This is a genomic window from Wolbachia endosymbiont (group A) of Melitta haemorrhoidalis, from assembly GCF_964273365.1.
GTDB lineage: Bacteria > Pseudomonadota > Alphaproteobacteria > Rickettsiales > Anaplasmataceae > Wolbachia > Wolbachia pipientis.
The window spans coordinates 673,239-691,169 of record NZ_OZ187004.1 but is presented as its reverse complement, the minus strand read 5'-3'; the positions used below and the strand labels follow the sequence as shown (position 1 = coordinate 691,169).

General features: G+C 34.9%; 24 protein-coding genes. 7 read left to right on the top strand and 17 right to left on the bottom strand.

Going from position 1 to position 17,931, the window contains the following annotated elements; all coding sequences use genetic code 11:
• Positions 1 to 114: 114 nt before the first annotated feature.
• The 11 genes from ACICPZ_RS03550 to ACICPZ_RS03500 all read right to left on the bottom strand — a co-directional run bounded on the left by ACICPZ_RS03550 (position 115) and on the right by ACICPZ_RS03500 (position 9,461).
• Positions 115 to 900 (bottom strand): hypothetical protein, encoded by a 786-nt coding sequence (locus tag ACICPZ_RS03550; RefSeq protein WP_182364772.1) that lies wholly within the window; start codon positions 898 to 900, stop codon positions 115 to 117.
• A 65-nt stretch (positions 901 to 965) separates the two neighbouring features.
• Positions 966 to 1,355 carry a phage tail tube protein gene (locus ACICPZ_RS03545; protein WP_209473189.1) on the bottom strand — a complete coding sequence of 130 codons (390 nt, stop codon included), beginning with the start codon at positions 1,353 to 1,355 and terminating at the stop codon, positions 966 to 968.
• Complete coding sequence (locus tag ACICPZ_RS03540) at positions 1,330 to 1,740, bottom strand: DUF3168 domain-containing protein (protein WP_155968841.1); 411 nt, start codon at positions 1,738 to 1,740, stop codon at positions 1,330 to 1,332. The genes ACICPZ_RS03545 and ACICPZ_RS03540 overlap by 26 nt, the downstream gene beginning before the upstream one ends.
• 306 nt (positions 1,741 to 2,046) lie before the next feature.
• Positions 2,047 to 2,595: a head-tail connector protein gene (locus ACICPZ_RS03535; RefSeq protein ID WP_095742630.1), complete on the bottom strand. Its 549-nt coding sequence runs from the start codon at positions 2,593 to 2,595 to the stop codon at positions 2,047 to 2,049.
• A gap of 136 nt (positions 2,596 to 2,731) precedes the next feature.
• Positions 2,732 to 3,043, bottom strand: coding sequence for a hypothetical protein (locus ACICPZ_RS03530; RefSeq protein WP_015588824.1), 312 nt, complete (start codon positions 3,041 to 3,043; stop codon positions 2,732 to 2,734).
• A 148-nt stretch (positions 3,044 to 3,191) separates the two neighbouring features.
• Positions 3,192 to 3,449 (bottom strand): hypothetical protein, encoded by a 258-nt coding sequence (locus ACICPZ_RS03525; RefSeq protein WP_395462142.1) that lies wholly within the window; start codon positions 3,447 to 3,449, stop codon positions 3,192 to 3,194.
• Between the two features lie 65 nt (positions 3,450 to 3,514).
• The gene (locus ACICPZ_RS03520) at positions 3,515 to 4,603 is read right to left on the bottom strand and encodes an IS481-like element ISWpi2 family transposase (RefSeq protein WP_264373697.1); all 1,089 of its coding nucleotides are present in this window, start codon (positions 4,601 to 4,603) and stop codon (positions 3,515 to 3,517) included.
• A gap of 61 nt (positions 4,604 to 4,664) precedes the next feature.
• Positions 4,665 to 5,909 (bottom strand): ankyrin repeat domain-containing protein, encoded by a 1,245-nt coding sequence (locus ACICPZ_RS03515; RefSeq protein ID WP_395462141.1) that lies wholly within the window; start codon positions 5,907 to 5,909, stop codon positions 4,665 to 4,667.
• A gap of 1,078 nt (positions 5,910 to 6,987) precedes the next feature.
• Positions 6,988 to 7,566: an RlmE family RNA methyltransferase gene (locus ACICPZ_RS03510; protein WP_264373700.1), complete on the bottom strand. Its 579-nt coding sequence runs from the start codon at positions 7,564 to 7,566 to the stop codon at positions 6,988 to 6,990.
• 76 nt (positions 7,567 to 7,642) lie between these two features.
• On the bottom strand, positions 7,643 to 8,218 hold the full coding sequence (locus ACICPZ_RS03505) for a PopZ family protein (RefSeq protein ID WP_010082598.1): 576 nt from the start codon (positions 8,216 to 8,218) through the stop codon (positions 7,643 to 7,645).
• Positions 8,219 to 8,237: 19 nt separating this feature from the next.
• Positions 8,238 to 9,461 (bottom strand): TolC family protein, encoded by a 1,224-nt coding sequence (locus ACICPZ_RS03500; protein WP_010082597.1) that lies wholly within the window; start codon positions 9,459 to 9,461, stop codon positions 8,238 to 8,240.
• A gap of 129 nt (positions 9,462 to 9,590) precedes the next feature.
• Here ACICPZ_RS03500 and rplM point away from each other — a divergent pair, with 129 nt between their 5' ends.
• The 3 genes from rplM (at position 9,591) to ACICPZ_RS03485 (ending at position 10,973) form a co-directional block, all read left to right on the top strand.
• On the top strand, positions 9,591 to 10,049 hold the full coding sequence (gene rplM, locus ACICPZ_RS03495; RefSeq protein ID WP_264374242.1) for a 50S ribosomal protein L13: 459 nt from the start codon (positions 9,591 to 9,593) through the stop codon (positions 10,047 to 10,049).
• Between the two features lie 10 nt (positions 10,050 to 10,059).
• Positions 10,060 to 10,515: a 30S ribosomal protein S9 gene (gene rpsI, locus ACICPZ_RS03490; RefSeq protein ID WP_006279875.1), complete on the top strand. Its 456-nt coding sequence runs from the start codon at positions 10,060 to 10,062 to the stop codon at positions 10,513 to 10,515.
• Between the two features lie 146 nt (positions 10,516 to 10,661).
• Positions 10,662 to 10,973 carry an HU family DNA-binding protein gene (locus tag ACICPZ_RS03485; RefSeq protein ID WP_010082594.1) on the top strand — a complete coding sequence of 104 codons (312 nt, stop codon included), beginning with the start codon at positions 10,662 to 10,664 and terminating at the stop codon, positions 10,971 to 10,973.
• On the opposite strand, the gene ACICPZ_RS03480 is transcribed toward ACICPZ_RS03485, so the two are convergent.
• Entirely contained in the window at positions 10,966 to 11,673 is a 708-nt protein-coding gene (locus ACICPZ_RS03480) for a pyridoxine 5'-phosphate synthase (RefSeq protein WP_006279877.1), read from the bottom strand. The two genes, ACICPZ_RS03485 and ACICPZ_RS03480, sit on opposite strands and share 8 nt — an antisense overlap.
• A gap of 136 nt (positions 11,674 to 11,809) precedes the next feature.
• On the opposite strand from ACICPZ_RS03480, the gene ACICPZ_RS03475 reads away from it, so the two are divergent.
• The 4 genes from ACICPZ_RS03475 to ACICPZ_RS03460 are packed head-to-tail and all read left to right on the top strand — an operon-like array spanning position 11,810 to position 12,844.
• Positions 11,810 to 12,103 carry a transposase gene (locus ACICPZ_RS03475; protein ID WP_010082069.1) on the top strand — a complete coding sequence of 98 codons (294 nt, stop codon included), beginning with the start codon at positions 11,810 to 11,812 and terminating at the stop codon, positions 12,101 to 12,103.
• On the top strand, positions 12,088 to 12,522 hold the full coding sequence (locus ACICPZ_RS03470; protein WP_144078574.1) for an IS3 family transposase: 435 nt from the start codon (positions 12,088 to 12,090) through the stop codon (positions 12,520 to 12,522). The genes ACICPZ_RS03475 and ACICPZ_RS03470 overlap by 16 nt, the downstream gene beginning before the upstream one ends.
• A 3-nt stretch (positions 12,523 to 12,525) precedes the next feature.
• Positions 12,526 to 12,687 carry a DDE-type integrase/transposase/recombinase gene (locus ACICPZ_RS03465; protein ID WP_010082071.1) on the top strand — a complete coding sequence of 54 codons (162 nt, stop codon included), beginning with the start codon at positions 12,526 to 12,528 and terminating at the stop codon, positions 12,685 to 12,687.
• The gene (locus ACICPZ_RS03460; protein ID WP_010082072.1) at positions 12,680 to 12,844 is read left to right on the top strand and encodes an IS3 family transposase; all 165 of its coding nucleotides are present in this window, start codon (positions 12,680 to 12,682) and stop codon (positions 12,842 to 12,844) included. The genes ACICPZ_RS03465 and ACICPZ_RS03460 overlap by 8 nt, the downstream gene beginning before the upstream one ends.
• Before the next feature lie 472 nt (positions 12,845 to 13,316).
• Here ACICPZ_RS03460 and ACICPZ_RS03455 read toward each other — a convergent pair whose 3' ends face one another.
• The 5 genes from ACICPZ_RS03455 to ACICPZ_RS03435 form a co-directional block, all read right to left on the bottom strand.
• Entirely contained in the window at positions 13,317 to 13,952 is a 636-nt protein-coding gene (locus ACICPZ_RS03455; protein WP_010962341.1) for a membrane protein, read from the bottom strand.
• 128 nt (positions 13,953 to 14,080) lie between these two features.
• Entirely contained in the window at positions 14,081 to 16,597 is a 2,517-nt protein-coding gene (gene leuS / locus ACICPZ_RS03450; RefSeq protein WP_010962340.1) for a leucine--tRNA ligase, read from the bottom strand.
• Positions 16,598 to 16,609: 12 nt separating this feature from the next.
• A complete protein-coding gene (locus ACICPZ_RS03445; RefSeq protein ID WP_006279879.1) occupies positions 16,610 to 17,206 on the bottom strand; it encodes a murein hydrolase activator EnvC family protein in 597 nt (198 codons plus the stop codon).
• A gap of 45 nt (positions 17,207 to 17,251) precedes the next feature.
• Entirely contained in the window at positions 17,252 to 17,578 is a 327-nt protein-coding gene (locus tag ACICPZ_RS03440; RefSeq protein ID WP_006279880.1) for a MerR family transcriptional regulator, read from the bottom strand.
• Positions 17,578 to 17,883 carry an integration host factor subunit alpha gene (locus ACICPZ_RS03435; RefSeq protein WP_006279881.1) on the bottom strand — a complete coding sequence of 102 codons (306 nt, stop codon included), beginning with the start codon at positions 17,881 to 17,883 and terminating at the stop codon, positions 17,578 to 17,580. The genes ACICPZ_RS03440 and ACICPZ_RS03435 overlap by 1 nt, the downstream gene beginning before the upstream one ends.
• Positions 17,884 to 17,931: the final 48 nt, after the last annotated feature.

The window sequence follows — 17,931 nt, the reverse complement described above, 5'->3', positions numbered from 1 at the left end:
TTGTATCGTAATTTCTTGCTATAAATTGGTTATATAAGAGCTGGCTTCTAAAATTTTATAACCCTAATTTGAATTAACAGACAGTAGAATCGAAAGATTATTACAAGGAGAAATCTACACAGATCGACCCTTTTGTGAATCTGCGTTTCTGCTTTCTTCAACTTGTTTTGCAAAAGATGTTTCCGGTTTCTGAAGTGGCTTAGCAATTTCACGCACAACGGCAATAACTGCTGTTAAAAACGTTTTTAACAATGCACCTAAAGCTCCACCAACTGCTTCCCTGCCATATATATGAGCTTGCTTTTCGTTACCGTCAGCAGTTTCCCCTGCCCTCCTTCTTGGATCCATCCTATGAGCAATCACCGAAAACAACACTCCCCTGATTGAAGACTTCACTTTTTCCTTTGCTTCGTGGACATCCCCATCTTTTGCTGTTTCATGTCCATGACTTAAGTGTTTAGCGTTCATTAGCTCCTTTTGTTGCTGGGCAAACATGCTACTTAATACTTCTTCTATCACTTGCTTTCTTCTCTTCTCTCTAACTCTTTTCATAGATTCTGATTTATCGCGAGTGTGTTTGGTAGTTTCAAATTCTGCATCAATATCTTCGGACGCAGCCTGACTATATAAAGTCTCTATGAGCCTGTCTATGCTTCGCTTTATTTGCATAGTCCTTTCGTAACTATCCGAATTATCAATTCCTTCGTCGATCTGATTTAGAATATCCTCAAAAACTTTCAAATAGTCTTGAATATACTGTATTATGTATTGCTTATCTTCCTCTTTGTGTTGTTCTTCTTGATTTTGCTGATTTTCATTTTCTAAACTTTTCTCTCTTTTATCATCGTTATTTTCTTCAATATCATCACCGTCTTCCTCGAAAAGGTCTTTGTCGTTCATGATTTTTTTTAATTTAGTTAAAATTCTCACCAGTTACTATTGTATATGAAAAAATTAAATTAACATTAATGAAAAGCGTTTACAACTTCAGCACTAGTTAAAACTACAGTAAAGCTGTCAAAAGTAACAGGATCATAATACCTCTCATACAATTCAACTGAACACCTAAGCCTTATCTTTTCCTTAGCATTAAAACTAATTTCATAATCATTATTAGAGTTTAGCATAGCAGAATTACGTAATAATTCATCAGCTAATACAGAGTCTAAAATTCCATTAATTTTTATCGTAATGTGTCTGCTTCCAGCACAATCGAGCACTTTCCTCCAGCCAAAAGAAGAAATATCTTTCACCTCTTCTCTGTTATTACGCAAAGTAAACCTTAGGTTTCTTATATTATTTAACACAATAAAATTATTGTCATGATCTTTAATTTTTAGCTGTAATTTGCTCATTATCACCTCCTTTTATTAAAATATCAAAATTAATTGTTGAATGTAAAATTTCATCGTGCTGATCCATAGCACAATTACTTTCTAAAATGGCCTCATTATTAAAACCTTCAATGCTCTTAAGTATCAAGTTAATATGCCTTATAATGGCAAACATACTGTCTATATGATAAGTATATATGTCGCATGAAAATCTTGCCTTTGTAGCAAAATTGGACAGCATATGCAGGTTATTATAATTCACTACACGCAATCTCAGGTAAGGAATGGTGACCTGTTTAGGTAAGTAGTCATAAATGTTAGTAACATATTTCCTTAAATCAGAGTTTGCTTTTAGTGCTTCATAAATGCTACTGTACAACTCGTTTATAGCTTGAATTTTTTTCATAATTAACCCTCGAAAGATATATAGAAACTCGTCATCCCGCTGCTTGTTAGCGGGATCTATGTTAAGAGATACCGCGAATGAATCGCGGTATGACGATAAGGTTTATACCTCGTCATCCCGCTGCTTGTTAGCGGGATCTATCCGTGACGGTATGACGTAGGACTGCTGTCATTCCGCTACGTGTTAGCGGCTGAGATACCGCGGCGGTATGACGATAAGGTTTATACCTCGTCATCCCGCTGCTTGTTAGCGGGATCTATCCGTAACGGTATGACGTAGTAGCCCAGTTTGAATGACCAGAAAGAGCTACAAAACAACCTTTGGTTCGCGAAATGGAGAATATACCTTCTTCACTTCAGATAAATGGCTACTTACCTCCGATTCACGATTTTTGTAAAGAGCAGAAACATGCCGCATAATACCTAGTTTTATCTGCTCAGGAACATTGTCATAACCAGCTTCGTATACAACATCAACTCTTATTGCATTCAAACAATTGAAAAACTCAACGTAGCCCCCTACATCACTAAAATAATACTTAAGTGTACTCTTCTCTTGATTTTTAGACATCATTGCAGTAGCCAATACTATCTTACTCACAGGGCCATAGCTTAAATAGATCCTACGAGGTACATAATCTTCATATGAAACTTGCCATGTTTGTTTCACCAGTGACTTTTCCATATGCCATTCAGCGTAATCAGTTGCCATAAAAATTAGATCTGAAATCAACTTATCATCCTGGTCGTTCTCAATGCGTAAAAAAGATTTAACCTCTTCTAAAGTAACTGGAAAAGATTCAGGCTTAGATTTACGTTGCACAGATATTCTTGGTGAAGTAGATCTTATTGACATAATAACCCTCCTTTTTGATATAGCTAGAATAAGTAAGGTTTACCTCGTGACAGCGTGGGGCAAATCTTACTTACTTTAGCTATGCAGCTTGCATGCAACATTAAGTTAAATTGGCGCAGCAACAACTCTGAGTGCTTTATCGTATGAATATATTAAGAAGAGAACGTATTAAAGCTGTTTCTCCTTTTTTGTTGATAAAATTTGAACTTATAGCATATTCAACTAGGCTGGATTTTAGTAGATTGACATTTTGAGAATGAATATTATTGAAGGTGGAGTTTAACTCTTTAGCAAGCAGACTGCGAAATTTTTGCACACTGTCATATGCGATATTTTCAAGTTCATGTGCAAATTTATCTTGAGCTATAGTTGTTATATCTTCAATTTCCTTATTAAACTCCTCTAGCTTTTTTTCGTTATTTTTAAAATTTTTCGTAAAAGTTTTCATATCAATTAAACTCAACTATTATTATGATTATAATGACAATGAAAAACTACCGAAGTAAAAAATTCACACTACTGTGTAACTTACAAATACTTTTTACTACATTCCAGCGTCACGCGCTGGAATCTATAGCAAGTGTACAAATTAAATTTTACAAACACCGTTGTGCTGAATCTTGAATATTCACTTCTTTCAATTCAGTGGTAGGTTTTGGTTCAGCGATGGGTTTTGATATTGTGTATGTAATGCCACCAGCTATCAGTGCAGATACCACAGAAGCTGCAACTATTAATAGAGCAGACAATCCGGAAGCAATACTAAGAGCAGCACCTACTGCTAACATAGCTGCAAGGCTCGCATAGGCAACTTTTGGGGAAAATTGTCTTTTTCCTACTTTTTCTAGTGACACTTCATTTGTTTTAGTTTTGCCCAGTTCACCATGTAAAAGACAAGATTTGATCTGACAGACAAGAATTAACTGACAGAAGAATTGAGGTAGTCAAAACTAATATCAGGCTCTTGTGTAATGCTACTAATATTTTTCTGAAAAGCAATATATTTGCTATCAAGAAAAGTTTGCATAGGCGTTTTGCCATAGCAATATTTACCCGAGTGAGGTCTTGTCTCATTATAAGAACGCAACCAATGATCAACATCAATCTGTAGATCTTCCAAAGAACTGTAGATTTTCTTTCTAAAGATGATATTGTAACACTCATCTTGCATGGTTCTATGAAACCTTTCACATATGCCATTAGTCTGTGGAGAGTTGGCTTTAGTTCTAGAATGATCGATGTTTTCTATGCCCAAATAAAGCTGATAAGCGTGATTTTCGGGCTTGCCACAATACTCCGTACCCCTATCAGTTAAAATGCGTAATAATGGAATTTTCTGCTCATCAAAAAATGGAATAACTCTATCGTTGAGAAGATCTGCAGCTGTAATAGCTGTTCTGTCCGTGTAAAGTTTAACCATTGCAACTCTGGAATAAGTATCAACAAAAGTTTGCTGATAAATGCGCCCTATACCTTTGATATTGCCCACATAATAGGTATCTTGAGAACCCAAATAACCTGGATGTTGCGTCTCAATTTCACCATGAGCTTCCCTTTGTTCTTTCACTTTTTCTAAAGCTGCAAGTTGTTCTTCAGTTAAAATGATTCCGTCTTGAGCTACTTTTGTCTCTAGTGCTTTAAGTCTCTTTTTGAGAGTTTCAAGGTCATTTCTTAGCCATACAGACCTTACTCCTCCCTGAGAAATTATTATACCTCTTTTTCTCAGTTCATTTGCAGCTCTTTCTTGCCCATATGCTGGAAATTCTGTTGCTATACTAATCACTGCTCTTTCTATATCGTCGGAAACTCTGTTTGCTAATAGCGGTTTTTTCTTACTTATTTCATGTAATGCTTCCTCTCCTCCATTTTCATATAACTCCTTAAAGCGATAAAATGTATCTCTTGAGTATCCCATCACTTTGCATGCTTGAGACACATTTCCTAGTTGTTTTGCTAGTTCTAATAATCCTAGCTTTGGTTTTAATATTTTTGTCTGTATTGTACTCATATCTAACACTCCTTTATTTTTATTATTTTTAACTTACTTTTTTAAAGTGTCAGGTCAAGTCTTATTTAATACATCTTATTTTTTGTGTTAGTGATTCATTCTCTTTATCGAATTCTTTCAACTTAGTCTCATGTCCAACTATGCAACTTTTTGATTCTGCTAGTTCCTTTTGCGCTTTTTCTAACAACACTTTTGTTTTAGAATGCTTATTTTCGTTTTCTTCTAATTCGCTATTAAGTGTTGTATTTTTACTTTCTAGATCTTGTATTTTTTGTTCTAGTGATTCATTCTCTTCATTGAGTTTCTCCAGTGCTTCCAATTTAGTCTCATGTTCAGTGACACAATTTCTCAATTCTGTTAGTTCCTTTTGCGCTTTTTCTAATGGTACTTCGTTTTTTTTAGTTTTTTCTAATTCACCCTTAAGCGTTGCGTTTTTACTTTCTAGATCTTGTATTTTTTGTTTTAGTGATTGATTCTCTTTTTGGTTTTGTTTCTCCAATGCTTCCAATTTACTCTGATATTCAGTTACATGACTTTTTGATTCTTCATTTTTTGCATCAATATCTCCTCCATCTTCTGATTCAGTACATATTCCACTGTCGTCACTACTACTACTTTCATTTAAAGAGATAGAGGTCTGTTCATTACTACATGTGGCATTTATTTTTTGCGGCGACTCAAAATTTTGTACCATATTCTTAACACTAACACGTAAGTATTGCTTATCTACTGTACTGTCACTACTTTCACCCGTAACAGAAGTCTGTTTATCATCACGTGTAGCATCATGTTGTTTCAAACAAGGACTTATAACATTTGCTGGTGCAGCAGCTGCATTATTCCCGTTCACAACTAAACCTTCTGGAGTTTTATTCGTTTTTATTATGATATCTCTTGGAGTTTTGTCTTTATTTTTTTCTAATTTAGAATTTGCTTTAGCATCTAGTAAATGCACTATCTCTTGATCACTATTCGAAGTAGCAATGTCCAAAGCAGTTGGTCCATCATTAGATCCATCTTTGACTCGAGTTTTAACACTTGCTTTCTTTTTTAGTAGAAGTTCTACTGTCAATAAATTGTTACATGCCGCAGCAAGATGTAATAATGTCCAATCTTCTATTTTGTCTGAAATTTTTATACTGAATTGATGCTCCTTACTAAAATTACGTTTAAACTTGTCGTATTCTGCATAATCTTTTTTACATAACTCATCTTTTATTTTTTGGAGCAAATTATCCTCATTCAAATCTTTACTCTCACTCACATTGCATATTATTTCAAAAAACTTTTCCTTTTCTATTGCCATAACTTTTACACCTAATTTATTTATTATTGCTGAACCATCTCACAAAAAAGTTAAGTTTGTCGAAATTCCATGTTTGATCTAAAAATTAGTCATAAACATTTTCTATGCAAGTAGCTGACACTGGTTCATTCTATAATGGTGTCACAGCAGTCCTACATCATGCCACCGCGAACCGTTATACCGCGATTCATTCGCGGTATCTCATCCGCTAACTGTTCTCCCTCATCATACCGTCACGGTATCTCCAGATCCCGCTAACAAGTAGCGGGATGACGATTGTCAGGGTGTCATCCCAGCGCCCCTATGATGTCATCCGAGTAGCCGACACTGGTTCCTTTATGATGGCAGTGCCCCTATGGTGTCATTCCAGTGCTTGACACTGGAATCCAGCTTTTCCATAATCATTAAAACATTGTATTTTAACGTAAAACAGCTATTTTTATGCTCACCAACTTAATAAAATTCCTGGATCCCAGTGTCAAGCACTGGGATGACAAGATATAAACCTTATCGTCATGCCGTCGCGAACCGTCATACCGCCGCGGTATCTCCAGATCCCGCTGGGATGACGATTGTCGTTTAGCTATAAATATTTAAGAAATTTACCAAATAAAAAAAAAGGCAAAAGAAGCCCTGGGGTTATTATCTGCTTTAAAATATTGGCGTTTTTTATGTTTTAAACGCTTGACAAGCAAGATTTAGCTGCTTTTAATTGCAACTAACCTACGCTGCAAATGTTTAAGAAATTTACTAAGCAGAAAAAAAGACAAAGAATCCCCGAGTTAGCTAGTCTTTTACTATCTCTGTCGAGTATTGGCATTTTTTGATGTCTTGTAACGCTTTATAAGCGCGTTCAGCTTATTTAGATAAAAATCTAGATGTAGATGAAGTTTTGTAAAGACATACAGTATCTATATACTGCAAAAAATTGAACATAAGACGCCGATACATTAAGTAATCCTTACCTTTTAATCTGCAGATTGGCGAAAGCAAATACAATAGCTTCAGTTTTATGATAAGGGGGCTGGCGAGGTTTGTCAAGCAAGTTTTTTGTTTCTGCGGACTACCTAGATTAATATTATATAGAAGGTTTGCTGCCAATAAAGCCTAAACTTACCAAATACATTTCTGTAGATTCAGATCTACTTGACTTTGGTTTAAAGTATTTTACTGTTTTAAACATTTTTTTTAGCTCGTTACAAAAATCTTTGTCAGATTCTCCTTGGAAAATTTTTACTACAAACGTGCCACCATGACTCAAGAAATGCTTTGCAAAATTGAGCGCTGCTTCGCATAAAAGCATAATTCTGATATGATCCAACGATTTTAAACCACAAGATTCGGGCGCCATGTCAGATAAAATTACATCAAATTTTTGATCCTTGAATTTTTCTCTTAAAATTTCAAACTCATTGATAATATCACATTGTATAAACTCTACTCCATTAATTGCGTTCATTGGTTTTATGTCAAGAGCAACCACATTTGCACCTTTCTGAGATGCAACTTGTGACCATCCACCAGGAGAAGCACCAAGATCAATAATTTTTTGCCCTTCTTGGAATAATTTAAATTTGTTATCTATTTCTACCAGCTTATATGCTGAGCGTGACCTATAACCATCCTTGCTAGTTTTTTGCACATACTGATCATTCAAATGACGATGTAGCCACCTTGTTGAAGATAGTTTTCTGCCTCTAGCCGTCTTTACTCTAGTTTTTATTACTAATACCCTACTTATTATTGATTATATCTTTAAGCTCTTTTTCAACTACTTCTTTTACCAGTGCATGTAGATATTTATTCAGCCATTCTGAGAGCTGAGGTTTTAAAAGAGATGTAACTAATTCTTCAACAGTAAGGTTCGCTTTTTTTTGTTGTTTATGCTGTAATTCGTTTTGCATTTTTCCAAGCAACGCTTTGATCTCTTCCATATTCTCTTTTAAAATTAGATGATCGTTATTTTGCGCTTGTAAGCCGCTATTACTCGCTTTGTTATTACTCATTTGGATATTATCGTACAAATAAATATCTTTTTTTTCTTCTGAATTGTAGCTATGGCCATTAAATTGGTTATTGTTGCAAGCCATTTCCTCACTTTGGTCATCATTATCAATGTCCTCTTTTTCATTATTTTCTTTTTTGCCATCTTCTTCTATTTCTTCTGGATACTCTTCCTCAAGGTATAGCACATCATCATTTTCATCCTTTATTTCTGCTTTATCGTTACTCGCGTTTTTACCCGATATAGCTTTTTTTATATCTTCTAGGATATCTTTTACAGATTGATTACCTTGTTCATCATGCATAGTGCTAATACCATTAAATTTAGAGGTTTATACTATTTATCATAAAAAGCAAGTTGTAAACACTAATCACATAATTGCTTTTTGCTTCAACTAAGTCTGAACGTGCTTTAAATAATGCATCTTCAGTGTCCAAAAGGTCAGATGTACTCTTTAAATTTAAGTTTACTTCTTGCTCAACTCCTTCCAATGCTAGAGCTGCTGCTTTTTCCGCTTCTTGACTTGCCTTAATAATGGCCTTTGCTGTCAGCACATTATTCCAAGCATTTACAACTGCTTGTTCTATATTTTTTACCGTTTCATAATAATCGTAGGTAGATTTTTTTGCATCCATTTTAGCTTTACTGACACCAAAAGCATTAACTCCTCTCTTAAAGATTGGAACATCAAGAGTAAAAACTACATGAACATTTTCTAATAGTTTGTCTACCTTCATACCATCCTCCCCAAAATTTTTGCTTGCACTTAGATTTAAAGAAGGAAGCCACTTAGAGCTTTCAGCAATCACTTCCATTCCGGCTGCTCTTTTTTGATAAACTGCTGCTTTTAGAGATAAATTATTGGTTTTTGCTAACTGTAAACATTCATTTAGCTCTGGAACAGAAGGTAGTTTATCATTAGCTTCAGAAAGGTCATCAGCATCTTCGCCAATCAAATGATAATAAGCAATATTTACCAACTTTAATTTACCTTCAGCATCAACTCTTTCGGATATAGAAGACGAAAATTTTGCTTTTGCTAACAAAACTTCAGCATTGGTTACCTCTCCAAGGGAAAAGCGTTTTTTCATAGCTGACAAATGTTCCAAAGAAACGCGTTCTTTATGTTCTCTGAGCTTTAATATTTCTGTCTTTTGTAAAACATTAACATATGCTTTCACAGCATTAAGTGCAAGCTCTTGTTTTAATTGCTGAAATCGCATCTTTTCTGCTTTGAGAAGATGGCTTGATCGACTGAATGTGGCAAAGGTACCACCGCCATCGATTAATTTCTGGCGCAATGTAAGTTTTTTTTCAGATGTATCAAGATTAAAGTTACTATCGAAATTGTATTGCAAATTAATGTCAGGTAAAAATCCAGCTAACCCAGAAGATTTATAGTGTTTTTCTGCGCTTTTATATTGGTAAAATTGAGACTTTATTTTTGAGCTATTTTTGATGGCTTTGCTTATCACTTCTCCCACATCGGTTGCATAGCAACTTATAGTATTAAAAATGATCGCAAGTGTGATAATCAATCGAAACATTCTAATTCCTATGCATATTGGTTGCGCAGCTCAATTACTAACATAAATTACTTTAATAATCAATAACTAATATTGTTGACACTATTGAGAAATTAAGTATATCATAGCTTACTATTGTTGGATCAAATAATGAAGACTTTTTTCTTAAAGGAGAAACAAATCAATAAAAAGTGGTTTGTCATAGATGCAGAAGGATTAGTGGTAGGGAGGCTTGCAGCATTTGTAGCGACACTATTACGTGGAAAGCATAAACCTGAGTATACACCTCATATGGATTGTGGCGATAATGTAATTATTATCAACGCAGAAAAGGTGCATTTCACCGGAAAGAAGCTTAAAGATAAAATTTACTATAAGCATACAGGTTATTCTGGTGGTTTGAAGAAAACTACTCCAGATAATATTTTAAATGGCAAATTTCCTGAGCGTGTAATAGAAATGGCAGTGAGAAGGATGCTTGATGATGGGCCTATGGCACGTAGACGCTTTGAAAATTTGTATGTTTATTCTGGTTCAGAGCATAAGCATCAAGGACAGCAACCTGAAAAGATAGATTTTGCCTCTTTGAATCGTAAAAATAAAAAGTAATGGAGTAAAAATGAAGAGTTCTACAATAAATAACAATGATTGGTCAGAAAAGACAATTAAATCAGCAGTTGATTCGCTTGGTCGTTTATATGCTACAGGCCGAAGAAAAGAATCTGTAGCAAGAGTATGGATAAAGCCGGGGAGTGGAAAATTTAGTGTTAACAAAAAAGGCGATCTAATTTCTTATTTTAAAAGAGAGTCAGTGTGCCAAATAGTAAAAATGCCATTTGTTGCAACTTCCACATTGGATAAATACGATGTATTTGCAACTGTAAAAGGTGGAGGGCTATCTGGTCAAGCAGGTGCTCTAGCTCATGGAATAAGCAGAGCTTTAAGTAGTGTAAGCCAAGATTTGCATTCTATACTACGTAATGGTGAGTTCTTAACTAGAGATTCACGTGTTGTTGAACGTAAGAAATATGGTCAACATAAAGCTCGGAAAAAGTGTCAATTTTCTAAGAGATAGTTATTTTATAGGGGTGTTTTTTTGTAAGTATTATACAAATATTTGCAAAAATGTATGATATCCTCTATTTTTGTGATGAATTTAGTTGACTATCGGTGTCAACATAATATGCTATTTATGTGATTTTTTCAATATTAAGGTAATTTATGAGTAAAGAAGATATAATAAAACAATTAAAGGAAGATTGTTCTAGTCAGAATATAGATATAACAAAATCTGATTTGAGCAAGATTCATGATGCGTTTATTAAAATAATAAAGAATGAGCTGCATGGGAAAGGTGAAATACGTTTGCATGGAATAGGAACATTTTCTACTGCTATCAGTCAGGAAAAACAATGTCGTAACCCCCAAAGTGGTCAGATCATGACTGTTCCTAAAAAGACAAGGGTAAAATTTAAAGCAAGCCAAACTCTTTTAAGTATTTTAAATGAGAAGGAAAAAGCAGCAGTTAGTTAGACATTGTCATTTTCATTGTTTTTACTACGCTGTGTAAGCCGTAAAATACAGCTTCGCTAATTAAATAGTGGCCTATGTTAAGAGCTGAGATGTGAGGTATTCTTGTCATCTTCTTAGCGTGTTTATAAGTTATGCCATGTCCTGCGTGGCATTCTATTCCTAATTTATTGACGTACTCTGCAGCATTAGTAATTAACTGTAACTTTTTTTCTGATGGATTATCACAGTAATCCCCTGTGTGAATTTCTATTATGTCAGGTTTTGTCCCTAGCTTTTCAAGATATTTTAGTTGATCAATATTTGGATCGATAAACAGTGAGACTTTTATGCTAGAGCTATGCATTTCCTCTATTATACTAGAAAGTTTACTGTGCATATTCACGATATCCAGGCCACCTTCGGTTGTTAATTCTTCTCTTTTTTCTGGTACTATACTAATCGAATAGGGTTTTACCTTTTTTGCTATTTCAAGCATTTCTTCCGTGGCTGCAATTTCAAGATTTAGCTCAGTGCTAATGCTTTTTTTTAGGTTAAATACGTCTTCATCTCTAATATGCCTTCTATCTTCTCGTAAGTGTACAGTAATAAAGTCTGCTCCAGCGTCAATGGCTATTTCTGCTGCTTTCAATGGATCTGGATAAGAAGTTCCGCGTGCGTTGCGGAGGGTTGCAACGTGATCGATATTAACACCTAGTTTCACAATCTACCTCAGAAATTATTTATAGATTATACATGTTATTAGGTTTTTTGCATAGTCATTGTTTGACCTTACCCAGAAAAAGTGGAGAGAAAGAAAAGAGTTTTTTTGGGTAAAATAAAATTTTGGAGGATTAGAAATGGTAAGAGAATATACGGCAGAATTCAAATTGGAAGCTGTTAAACTGGCAAATGAACAAAGAAAGGCAGGTCAAACAATTACAAAAATAGCAAGAGATTTAGGAATAAAGGGTGGTTTATTAGGAAAATGGATAAAGAAACACAACGAAAAAAAGTCGGCGGCAAATGCATTTCCAGATGTAGCACCTTATGACAAAGAGAGGTTTGATTTACAAAGCAAGAGTAACAAGGGAAAGAGACATTTAAAAAAAAGCCCTGGCCAGTCAAAAAGAGTAAAATATTTTTTTATATAGTAACTGCTATAAAGTACAGGAATTATGTAGGATTTTCTGCTAGTGGCTACTATAAGTGGACCACAAGAAAAATAAGCAGTAGAGAATCAGCAAATAAAGAGCTACTCGAAGCTATTCAAAAAATATATCAAGTTTCTAAATGTAGATATGGAGCTCCTAAAATTCATGCTGAATTGAAGGCTTTGGGTAAAAGTTGCAATTTGAAAACGGTGCAAAGTATTATGCAGAAAAATGACATCAGGGCTATACTGAGAAGAAAGTTTAAAATTAAAAAACAACAAACAGATAATAGAGCTGTAGCTCCCAATATACTAGATCAAAACTTTATTGTTGATCAACCAAATAAAGTATGGGATTACTTACATCAAAACCAAGGAGGGATGGCTATATTTGGCAGCAATAATTCTCACGTATGGTAGTTAATGAGTAGTGCAATAAATAAACAATTGGTTATGAACTCTTTATTAATGGCCATTAATAGGCGTAAACCTGTTAAAAATCTACTGCTGCACAGTGACCAAGGTTCACAATATACTGCGCAAGGGTATCAATATCTCTTAGCTGTAAAGAATATAGATGAGTAATAAAGGCTGTTGTTACGACAATTCTGTTGCAGAAAGCTTCTTTAGCTCATTGAAAAGAGAAATACTTATTGATACTTCACAACACTCTGCTCAACAAACTAGAACTGCAATATTTGAATACATAGAAATTTTTTATAACAAACAACGTCACTATTAACTATTGCATTCCAGAACAATTTGATGCATCATTCTTTTTGTAAAAAACATTCCACACTTTCTCTCCACTTTTTCTGGGTAAGGTCATTTTTGCCTTGACCAAGAAAAAATTCAGCTATTGCCTTACTTTCTCTTGCAACAACTTCTTCCTTAACAATTTTTCCTTTCTCATCAACGATACTTATAAAAGTTTCTTTTAGTGAGATCGCTATAATATTCCATGAGACTGCTCCTACTAATAAAAGTTTAAATTATTTTTGAAGAACTTATTCTACTGAATTCGTTACTTCGTGCTAAAATAATGGACTCCATCATTCAACAGCAATTACAGTATGTTTACCCTTTTTCTTGTTATTTTTCTAATCTATAGCTAGCGTTCAAAACCATATTCGAAAATACGTTTTCGGATTTTTTTTAATGCTGTTTATTTCATCCTCAACATCGTCTCTACCTTTATGAACTAAGTAGCAGCATTAAAAATTATAACGTACCCCTATCTCTAGAGTTGCATCTGGTATTTGTTTTGCTTTTATACCACTTAGTTGCCCACCCATGGTCATACCAACTGCACCAATTATCTGCGGAGTAATTTCATAATCAACACCTAACTTTAGTTTATAGGAAATAGAACTCAGTATTTTATCTACTACAGATGAACCAGCAGCTTCACCACCTGATTCTGGAGCACCTTGTGTTTCTTCTTCCTTTTCTTTTTCTTCTTGTGAACTATTGCCATCACCATCAACTGTATCACTAACACCAAAGCCAAAAGGTGTTATTTGGAGATATCCTCCTAAACCTCCGCTGACATATAGTTTAACGGGATCAATATCAAGGTCAGGATAGAAGCGGTAGTTTGCCAATAAGCTAGCTCCTATGCTCTTTAATGACTTAATATTACTGAGAACCTCAAGTTCAAATTTAGAGTTTTGGTCATAATGGTAACCAAGAACAACACCAGGTTTCATTTTAAAGCCACCACCCCAACCAGCACCAAAGTTTAAACCTGCATAGTACTTATCTTCTGACTTACTTGCACTATTACTAGCTGCACCTGCTAGAGATGAAGTAAGCAACACAGCCAAAACGCACAATCTCTTTATTTTCATATAACTCCTCATACAAAAAAATATATAATGCATAAGTATATATCCTTTATATTAAAAAAGATATAACTACATGTCAAAAAAAGTATAGCCATAAAATCAGATTATATAAAACGTACTACTCAGGTCTTTTATATAACTATATTTACTATCTTATTTGGTACAGCATATACAGTGCGAACTTTGCTTTGATCGATCTTACTGGACACAGAGTCTATCGCTATTTTCTTCAATTCTTCTTGAGGTAAGTTAATTGCCACCTTGATTGTTGTACGTAATTTTCCATTGATTTGCACTGCTATAGTTACCGTATCGTCAACTAATAATGATTCATCAGCTTTTGGCCAAGGTTGACCTCCTATTTCTTGCCATAGGCTTTCAGCTAGATGTGGTATGAATGGTTCGATTACTCTGATTAATATACATATACCTTCATCAATAAGAGATTTTCCAGTTTTTACGTCTATTTCAGCTATTAAATTCGTCATCTCACGAAATTTTGCCACTACACAGTTTAATCTGCAGTTTTCCAAGTCATCTGTAAGTCCGTGTAAGAGTTTATGAATTTTTTTTCTGTACTCTAGAAGTCCACCCGTAACATTTTCATTATCATAGTGTATATTTACAGGTCTTAGCTGCATGACCATACGCCACAATTTATTTACATAACGAGAACAACCTTCCACGCCATCATCGGACCATTCCATATCTTTCTCCGGAGGAGTGTCGGACAACACAAACAAGCGAGCAGTATCAGCACCATACTTTTCTATGATAAAGTTTGGGTCAACTGTATTCTTTTTCGATTTGCTCATTTTTTCAACTTTGCCCACTTGAACTTTTGCACCTCGCGCTATTAATTCTTTTGCTTCTGCGGGAAATAGCCACTTACCATTTTCGTCTTTATAAGTTGCATGGCAGACCATTCCTTGAGTGATTAAAGTAGAGAAAGGCTCTTTAATATCAAAATAGCCACATTTGGTTAAAGCACGGCAGAAAAATCTTGAATAAAGCAAATGCAGAATTGCATGTTCTATCCCACCTATATAATAATCAACAGGCATAAAACGATTACATGCATCTTTGTCTATTGATTTATCTTCACTACAGAATGCAGCAAAATACCAGGAAGATTCAAAAAAGGTGTCGAATGTATCAGTTTCACGCTCTGCTTGCTTTCCGCACTTTGGACAATCAACAAATTTCCAAGTTGGGTGCTTATCCAGCGGATTGCCACCACTTGTAAATTCTACATCTATTGGTAGAACTACAGGAAGGTCTTTTTCTGGCACTGGAACAGTTCCGCAATCTTTGCAATATATGATAGGTATAGGGCATCCCCAATAACGCTGCCTTGAAACTCCCCAATCGTGCAAACGATAGTTTATTGTTTTTTTGCCTATTTTTTTTTCTTCAAATTTTTTAACTATGGCTTCCTTTGCTTCACTAACCATTAATCCGTTTAAGAATTCGGAGTTAAACATTGTCCCGTCTCCAGTATACGCCTCCTTTGTCATCTGAGTAGCTTGACACTGGGATCCATTGTAAGAATTCTGGTCACGCGCTGGAATGACACCTAAGTGGGCTGAAGAAATAACGGGAATTATCGGCAAATTATATTTCTGTGCAAATTCAAAGTCACGCTGATCATGTGCAGGGCAACCAAAAATCGCGCCTTCCCCATATTCCATCAACACAAAATTCGCTATGTAAAGCGGCAATTCCTTATCAAGAAATGGATGTTTGACGTTTAATCCGGTGTAAACTCCTATTTTTTCATCGTTCTCTCTTTTTGATTTTATTTCCTGGATCCCAGTGTCAAGCACTGGGATGACAACAGAAGAACCATTCTTTAAATCCTGCACAATAGGATGCTCTGCTGCCACTGCACAAAAAGAAGCCCCAAACAAAGTATGAGGATAAGTTGTAAAAACTTTTAATTTCTTATTCAGGCCAACTACTTCAAACTCTATAGTTGCTCCTTCAGATTTTCCTATCCAACGCTCCTGCATTGTTTTGACTTTTTCTGGCCAATTTTTCAAACTTTGCAGGCACTTGAGTAAATCTTCAGCGAAATCAGTAATCTTTAAAAACCATTGGGACAACTTACGTTTTTCAACAACTGCACCTGATCGCCATCCTTTTCCATCAACCACCTGTTCATTTGCAAGCACTGTTTGGTCCACTGGATCCCAGTTAACCCATGATTCTTTTCGATAGGCAAGCCCATGCTTTAAAAAATCCAGGAAAAATTTTTGTTCGTGTTTGTAATAATCAGGCTCACATGTGGAGAGTTCACGCTCCCAATTATAAGAAAGACCTATAGATTTCAACTGTGTACGCATATTATCTATATTCTCTTTTGTCCATGTTTCGGGGCTAATATTGTTATCCCTTGCTGCATTCTCAGCTGGTAATCCAAACGCATCCCAGCCAATTGGATGCAAAACCTCAAATCCATTAGCTCTCTTGTAACGCGCTATCACATCCCCTATTGCATAGTTACGTAAGTGTCCCATATGAATTTTACCAGATGGATATGGAAACATTTCCAACACGTAACACTTTTCTTGTTTACCACTCTTGCTTACAGAAAAATCCCATTTATCTTGATAAAATTTTTCAACACTTTTAAAATCATATTTCATATAAATCCAAATTCAATTACAGTTCATATGCATCAAAGGATCAACCGCTTGGCCATTATGTCGTATTGTGAAACACATCTGTGGATCTTTATCTTGTGTGCTTGATTTACCTGCAGATCCAATTACTTGACCTTGCTTTACTTTATCGCCAATTTCAACATGTATGTTTTTTAAATAGGAGTACACAGTCATGTAATTATCTTTGTGTTCCACTATAATTAAATTCCCATACCATCTCAGCCCTTTGCCTACATATATCACTTTGCCTGGTGCAGAGGAAACTACGTTCGTTCCATTTTGAGCAGCAATTTTTATGCCATCCTTACACATTTCATCAGAAGAGGTAGCTGAACCTTTAACTGGCATTACAAATTTACAATTTACCCCCACATTTTGTGTATTATTGTTATCTTTGTATATCCTATTTATGATGGCTTTTCTACTTTCTTTTTGCACTGAAGGCTCCCTAATTAAATGGTACTCTCTTGTATATTCCAGATCTCTTTTTCCGTAAAATTCTTCGCCTTTAAGCAGCACAGGTGCAGGTTTTTGCAGGCCACAGCCTATTAATATTGCTAATAACATAAGAAATGAGGCTATATGCCACATTTTAAACTCTCACAAAACTCCAAAATTTTAGCGAGACGTAGTGTTTCACGCCTGCTTGTTACTTTCCTCGTTATTTATTTTACTAGTTAAATAGTCCCTCAAATCGGTGAGTTCTTGCAACAAATTCTTTGTGACTTTTATATCATTACCAAATTCTTTTTGCACTCCTTTTATTGTATATCCTTTATCATATAGCATGTATTTTACTTTCTTTATGGCCTCTATACACTTGCGATCATATAGCCTTCTTCCTTTACGCTTTGTAGGCTTAATTTGATGAAATTGACCTTCCCAAAATCTCAAAACATGCTGTTCCAAATGTAGCTCTTCAGCTACTTCCCCAATCGTATAAAATAATTTTTCCTTGTTCATTAATTATTGATTGATTTTTTTATAATTTTTGAAGGCCTAAAAGAAACTGAATTTCTTGCCTGAATCATCACTTTCTCCGATGTATTTGGTATATTTCCTGGTCTTTCCTTCTTTTTCTTAACCAAGAATGTTCCAAATGACGATATTTTTACTATTCCATCCTTTACCAAGCTTGTCTTTATTTCGTCCAATATATCATCTATTATCGAAACAGAGTCTTCCTTTGATAATCCTATTTCTTGGTTTATATCTCCAGCTATCGTTGCCTTAGTTACTGTTGTGTCTTTTGTTGTAACGTGATCCATTATTGATAAATATTACAATACGTAAATATAATATAGCAATCGACTCGA

Excerpts from the sequence above, each read along its gene's own strand:
- ACICPZ_RS03540 (WP_155968841.1), bottom strand. The coding sequence starts at position 1,740 with ATGAAAAAAATTCAAGCTATAAACGAGTTGTACAGTAGCATTTATGAA.
- rplM (WP_264374242.1), top strand. The coding sequence starts at position 9,591 with ATGAAGACTTTTTTCTTAAAGGAGAAACAAATCAATAAAAAGTGGTTT.
- ACICPZ_RS03530 (WP_015588824.1), bottom strand. The coding sequence starts at position 3,043 with ATGAAAACTTTTACGAAAAATTTTAAAAATAACGAAAAAAAGCTAGAG.
- rpsI (WP_006279875.1), top strand. The coding sequence starts at position 10,060 with ATGAAGAGTTCTACAATAAATAACAATGATTGGTCAGAAAAGACAATT.
- ACICPZ_RS03535 (WP_095742630.1), bottom strand. The coding sequence starts at position 2,595 with ATGTCAATAAGATCTACTTCACCAAGAATATCTGTGCAACGTAAATCT.
- ACICPZ_RS03435 (WP_006279881.1), bottom strand. The coding sequence starts at position 17,883 with ATGGATCACGTTACAACAAAAGACACAACAGTAACTAAGGCAACGATA.
- ACICPZ_RS03545 (WP_209473189.1), bottom strand. The coding sequence starts at position 1,355 with ATGAGCAAATTACAGCTAAAAATTAAAGATCATGACAATAATTTTATT.
- ACICPZ_RS03455 (WP_010962341.1), bottom strand. The coding sequence starts at position 13,952 with ATGAAAATAAAGAGATTGTGCGTTTTGGCTGTGTTGCTTACTTCATCT.
- ACICPZ_RS03520 (WP_264373697.1), bottom strand. The coding sequence starts at position 4,603 with ATGAGTACAATACAGACAAAAATATTAAAACCAAAGCTAGGATTATTA.
- ACICPZ_RS03440 (WP_006279880.1), bottom strand. The coding sequence starts at position 17,578 with ATGAACAAGGAAAAATTATTTTATACGATTGGGGAAGTAGCTGAAGAG.
- ACICPZ_RS03460 (WP_010082072.1), top strand. The coding sequence starts at position 12,680 with ATGAGTAATAAAGGCTGTTGTTACGACAATTCTGTTGCAGAAAGCTTC.
- ACICPZ_RS03485 (WP_010082594.1), top strand. The coding sequence starts at position 10,662 with ATGAGTAAAGAAGATATAATAAAACAATTAAAGGAAGATTGTTCTAGT.
- leuS (WP_010962340.1), bottom strand. The coding sequence starts at position 16,597 with ATGAAATATGATTTTAAAAGTGTTGAAAAATTTTATCAAGATAAATGG.
- ACICPZ_RS03505 (WP_010082598.1), bottom strand. The coding sequence starts at position 8,218 with ATGCATGATGAACAAGGTAATCAATCTGTAAAAGATATCCTAGAAGAT.
- ACICPZ_RS03445 (WP_006279879.1), bottom strand. The coding sequence starts at position 17,206 with ATGTGGCATATAGCCTCATTTCTTATGTTATTAGCAATATTAATAGGC.
- ACICPZ_RS03515 (WP_395462141.1), bottom strand. The coding sequence starts at position 5,909 with ATGGCAATAGAAAAGGAAAAGTTTTTTGAAATAATATGCAATGTGAGT.
- ACICPZ_RS03550 (WP_182364772.1), bottom strand. The coding sequence starts at position 900 with ATGAACGACAAAGACCTTTTCGAGGAAGACGGTGATGATATTGAAGAA.
- ACICPZ_RS03500 (WP_010082597.1), bottom strand. The coding sequence starts at position 9,461 with ATGTTTCGATTGATTATCACACTTGCGATCATTTTTAATACTATAAGT.
- ACICPZ_RS03465 (WP_010082071.1), top strand. The coding sequence starts at position 12,526 with ATGAGTAGTGCAATAAATAAACAATTGGTTATGAACTCTTTATTAATG.
- ACICPZ_RS03475 (WP_010082069.1), top strand. The coding sequence starts at position 11,810 with ATGGTAAGAGAATATACGGCAGAATTCAAATTGGAAGCTGTTAAACTG.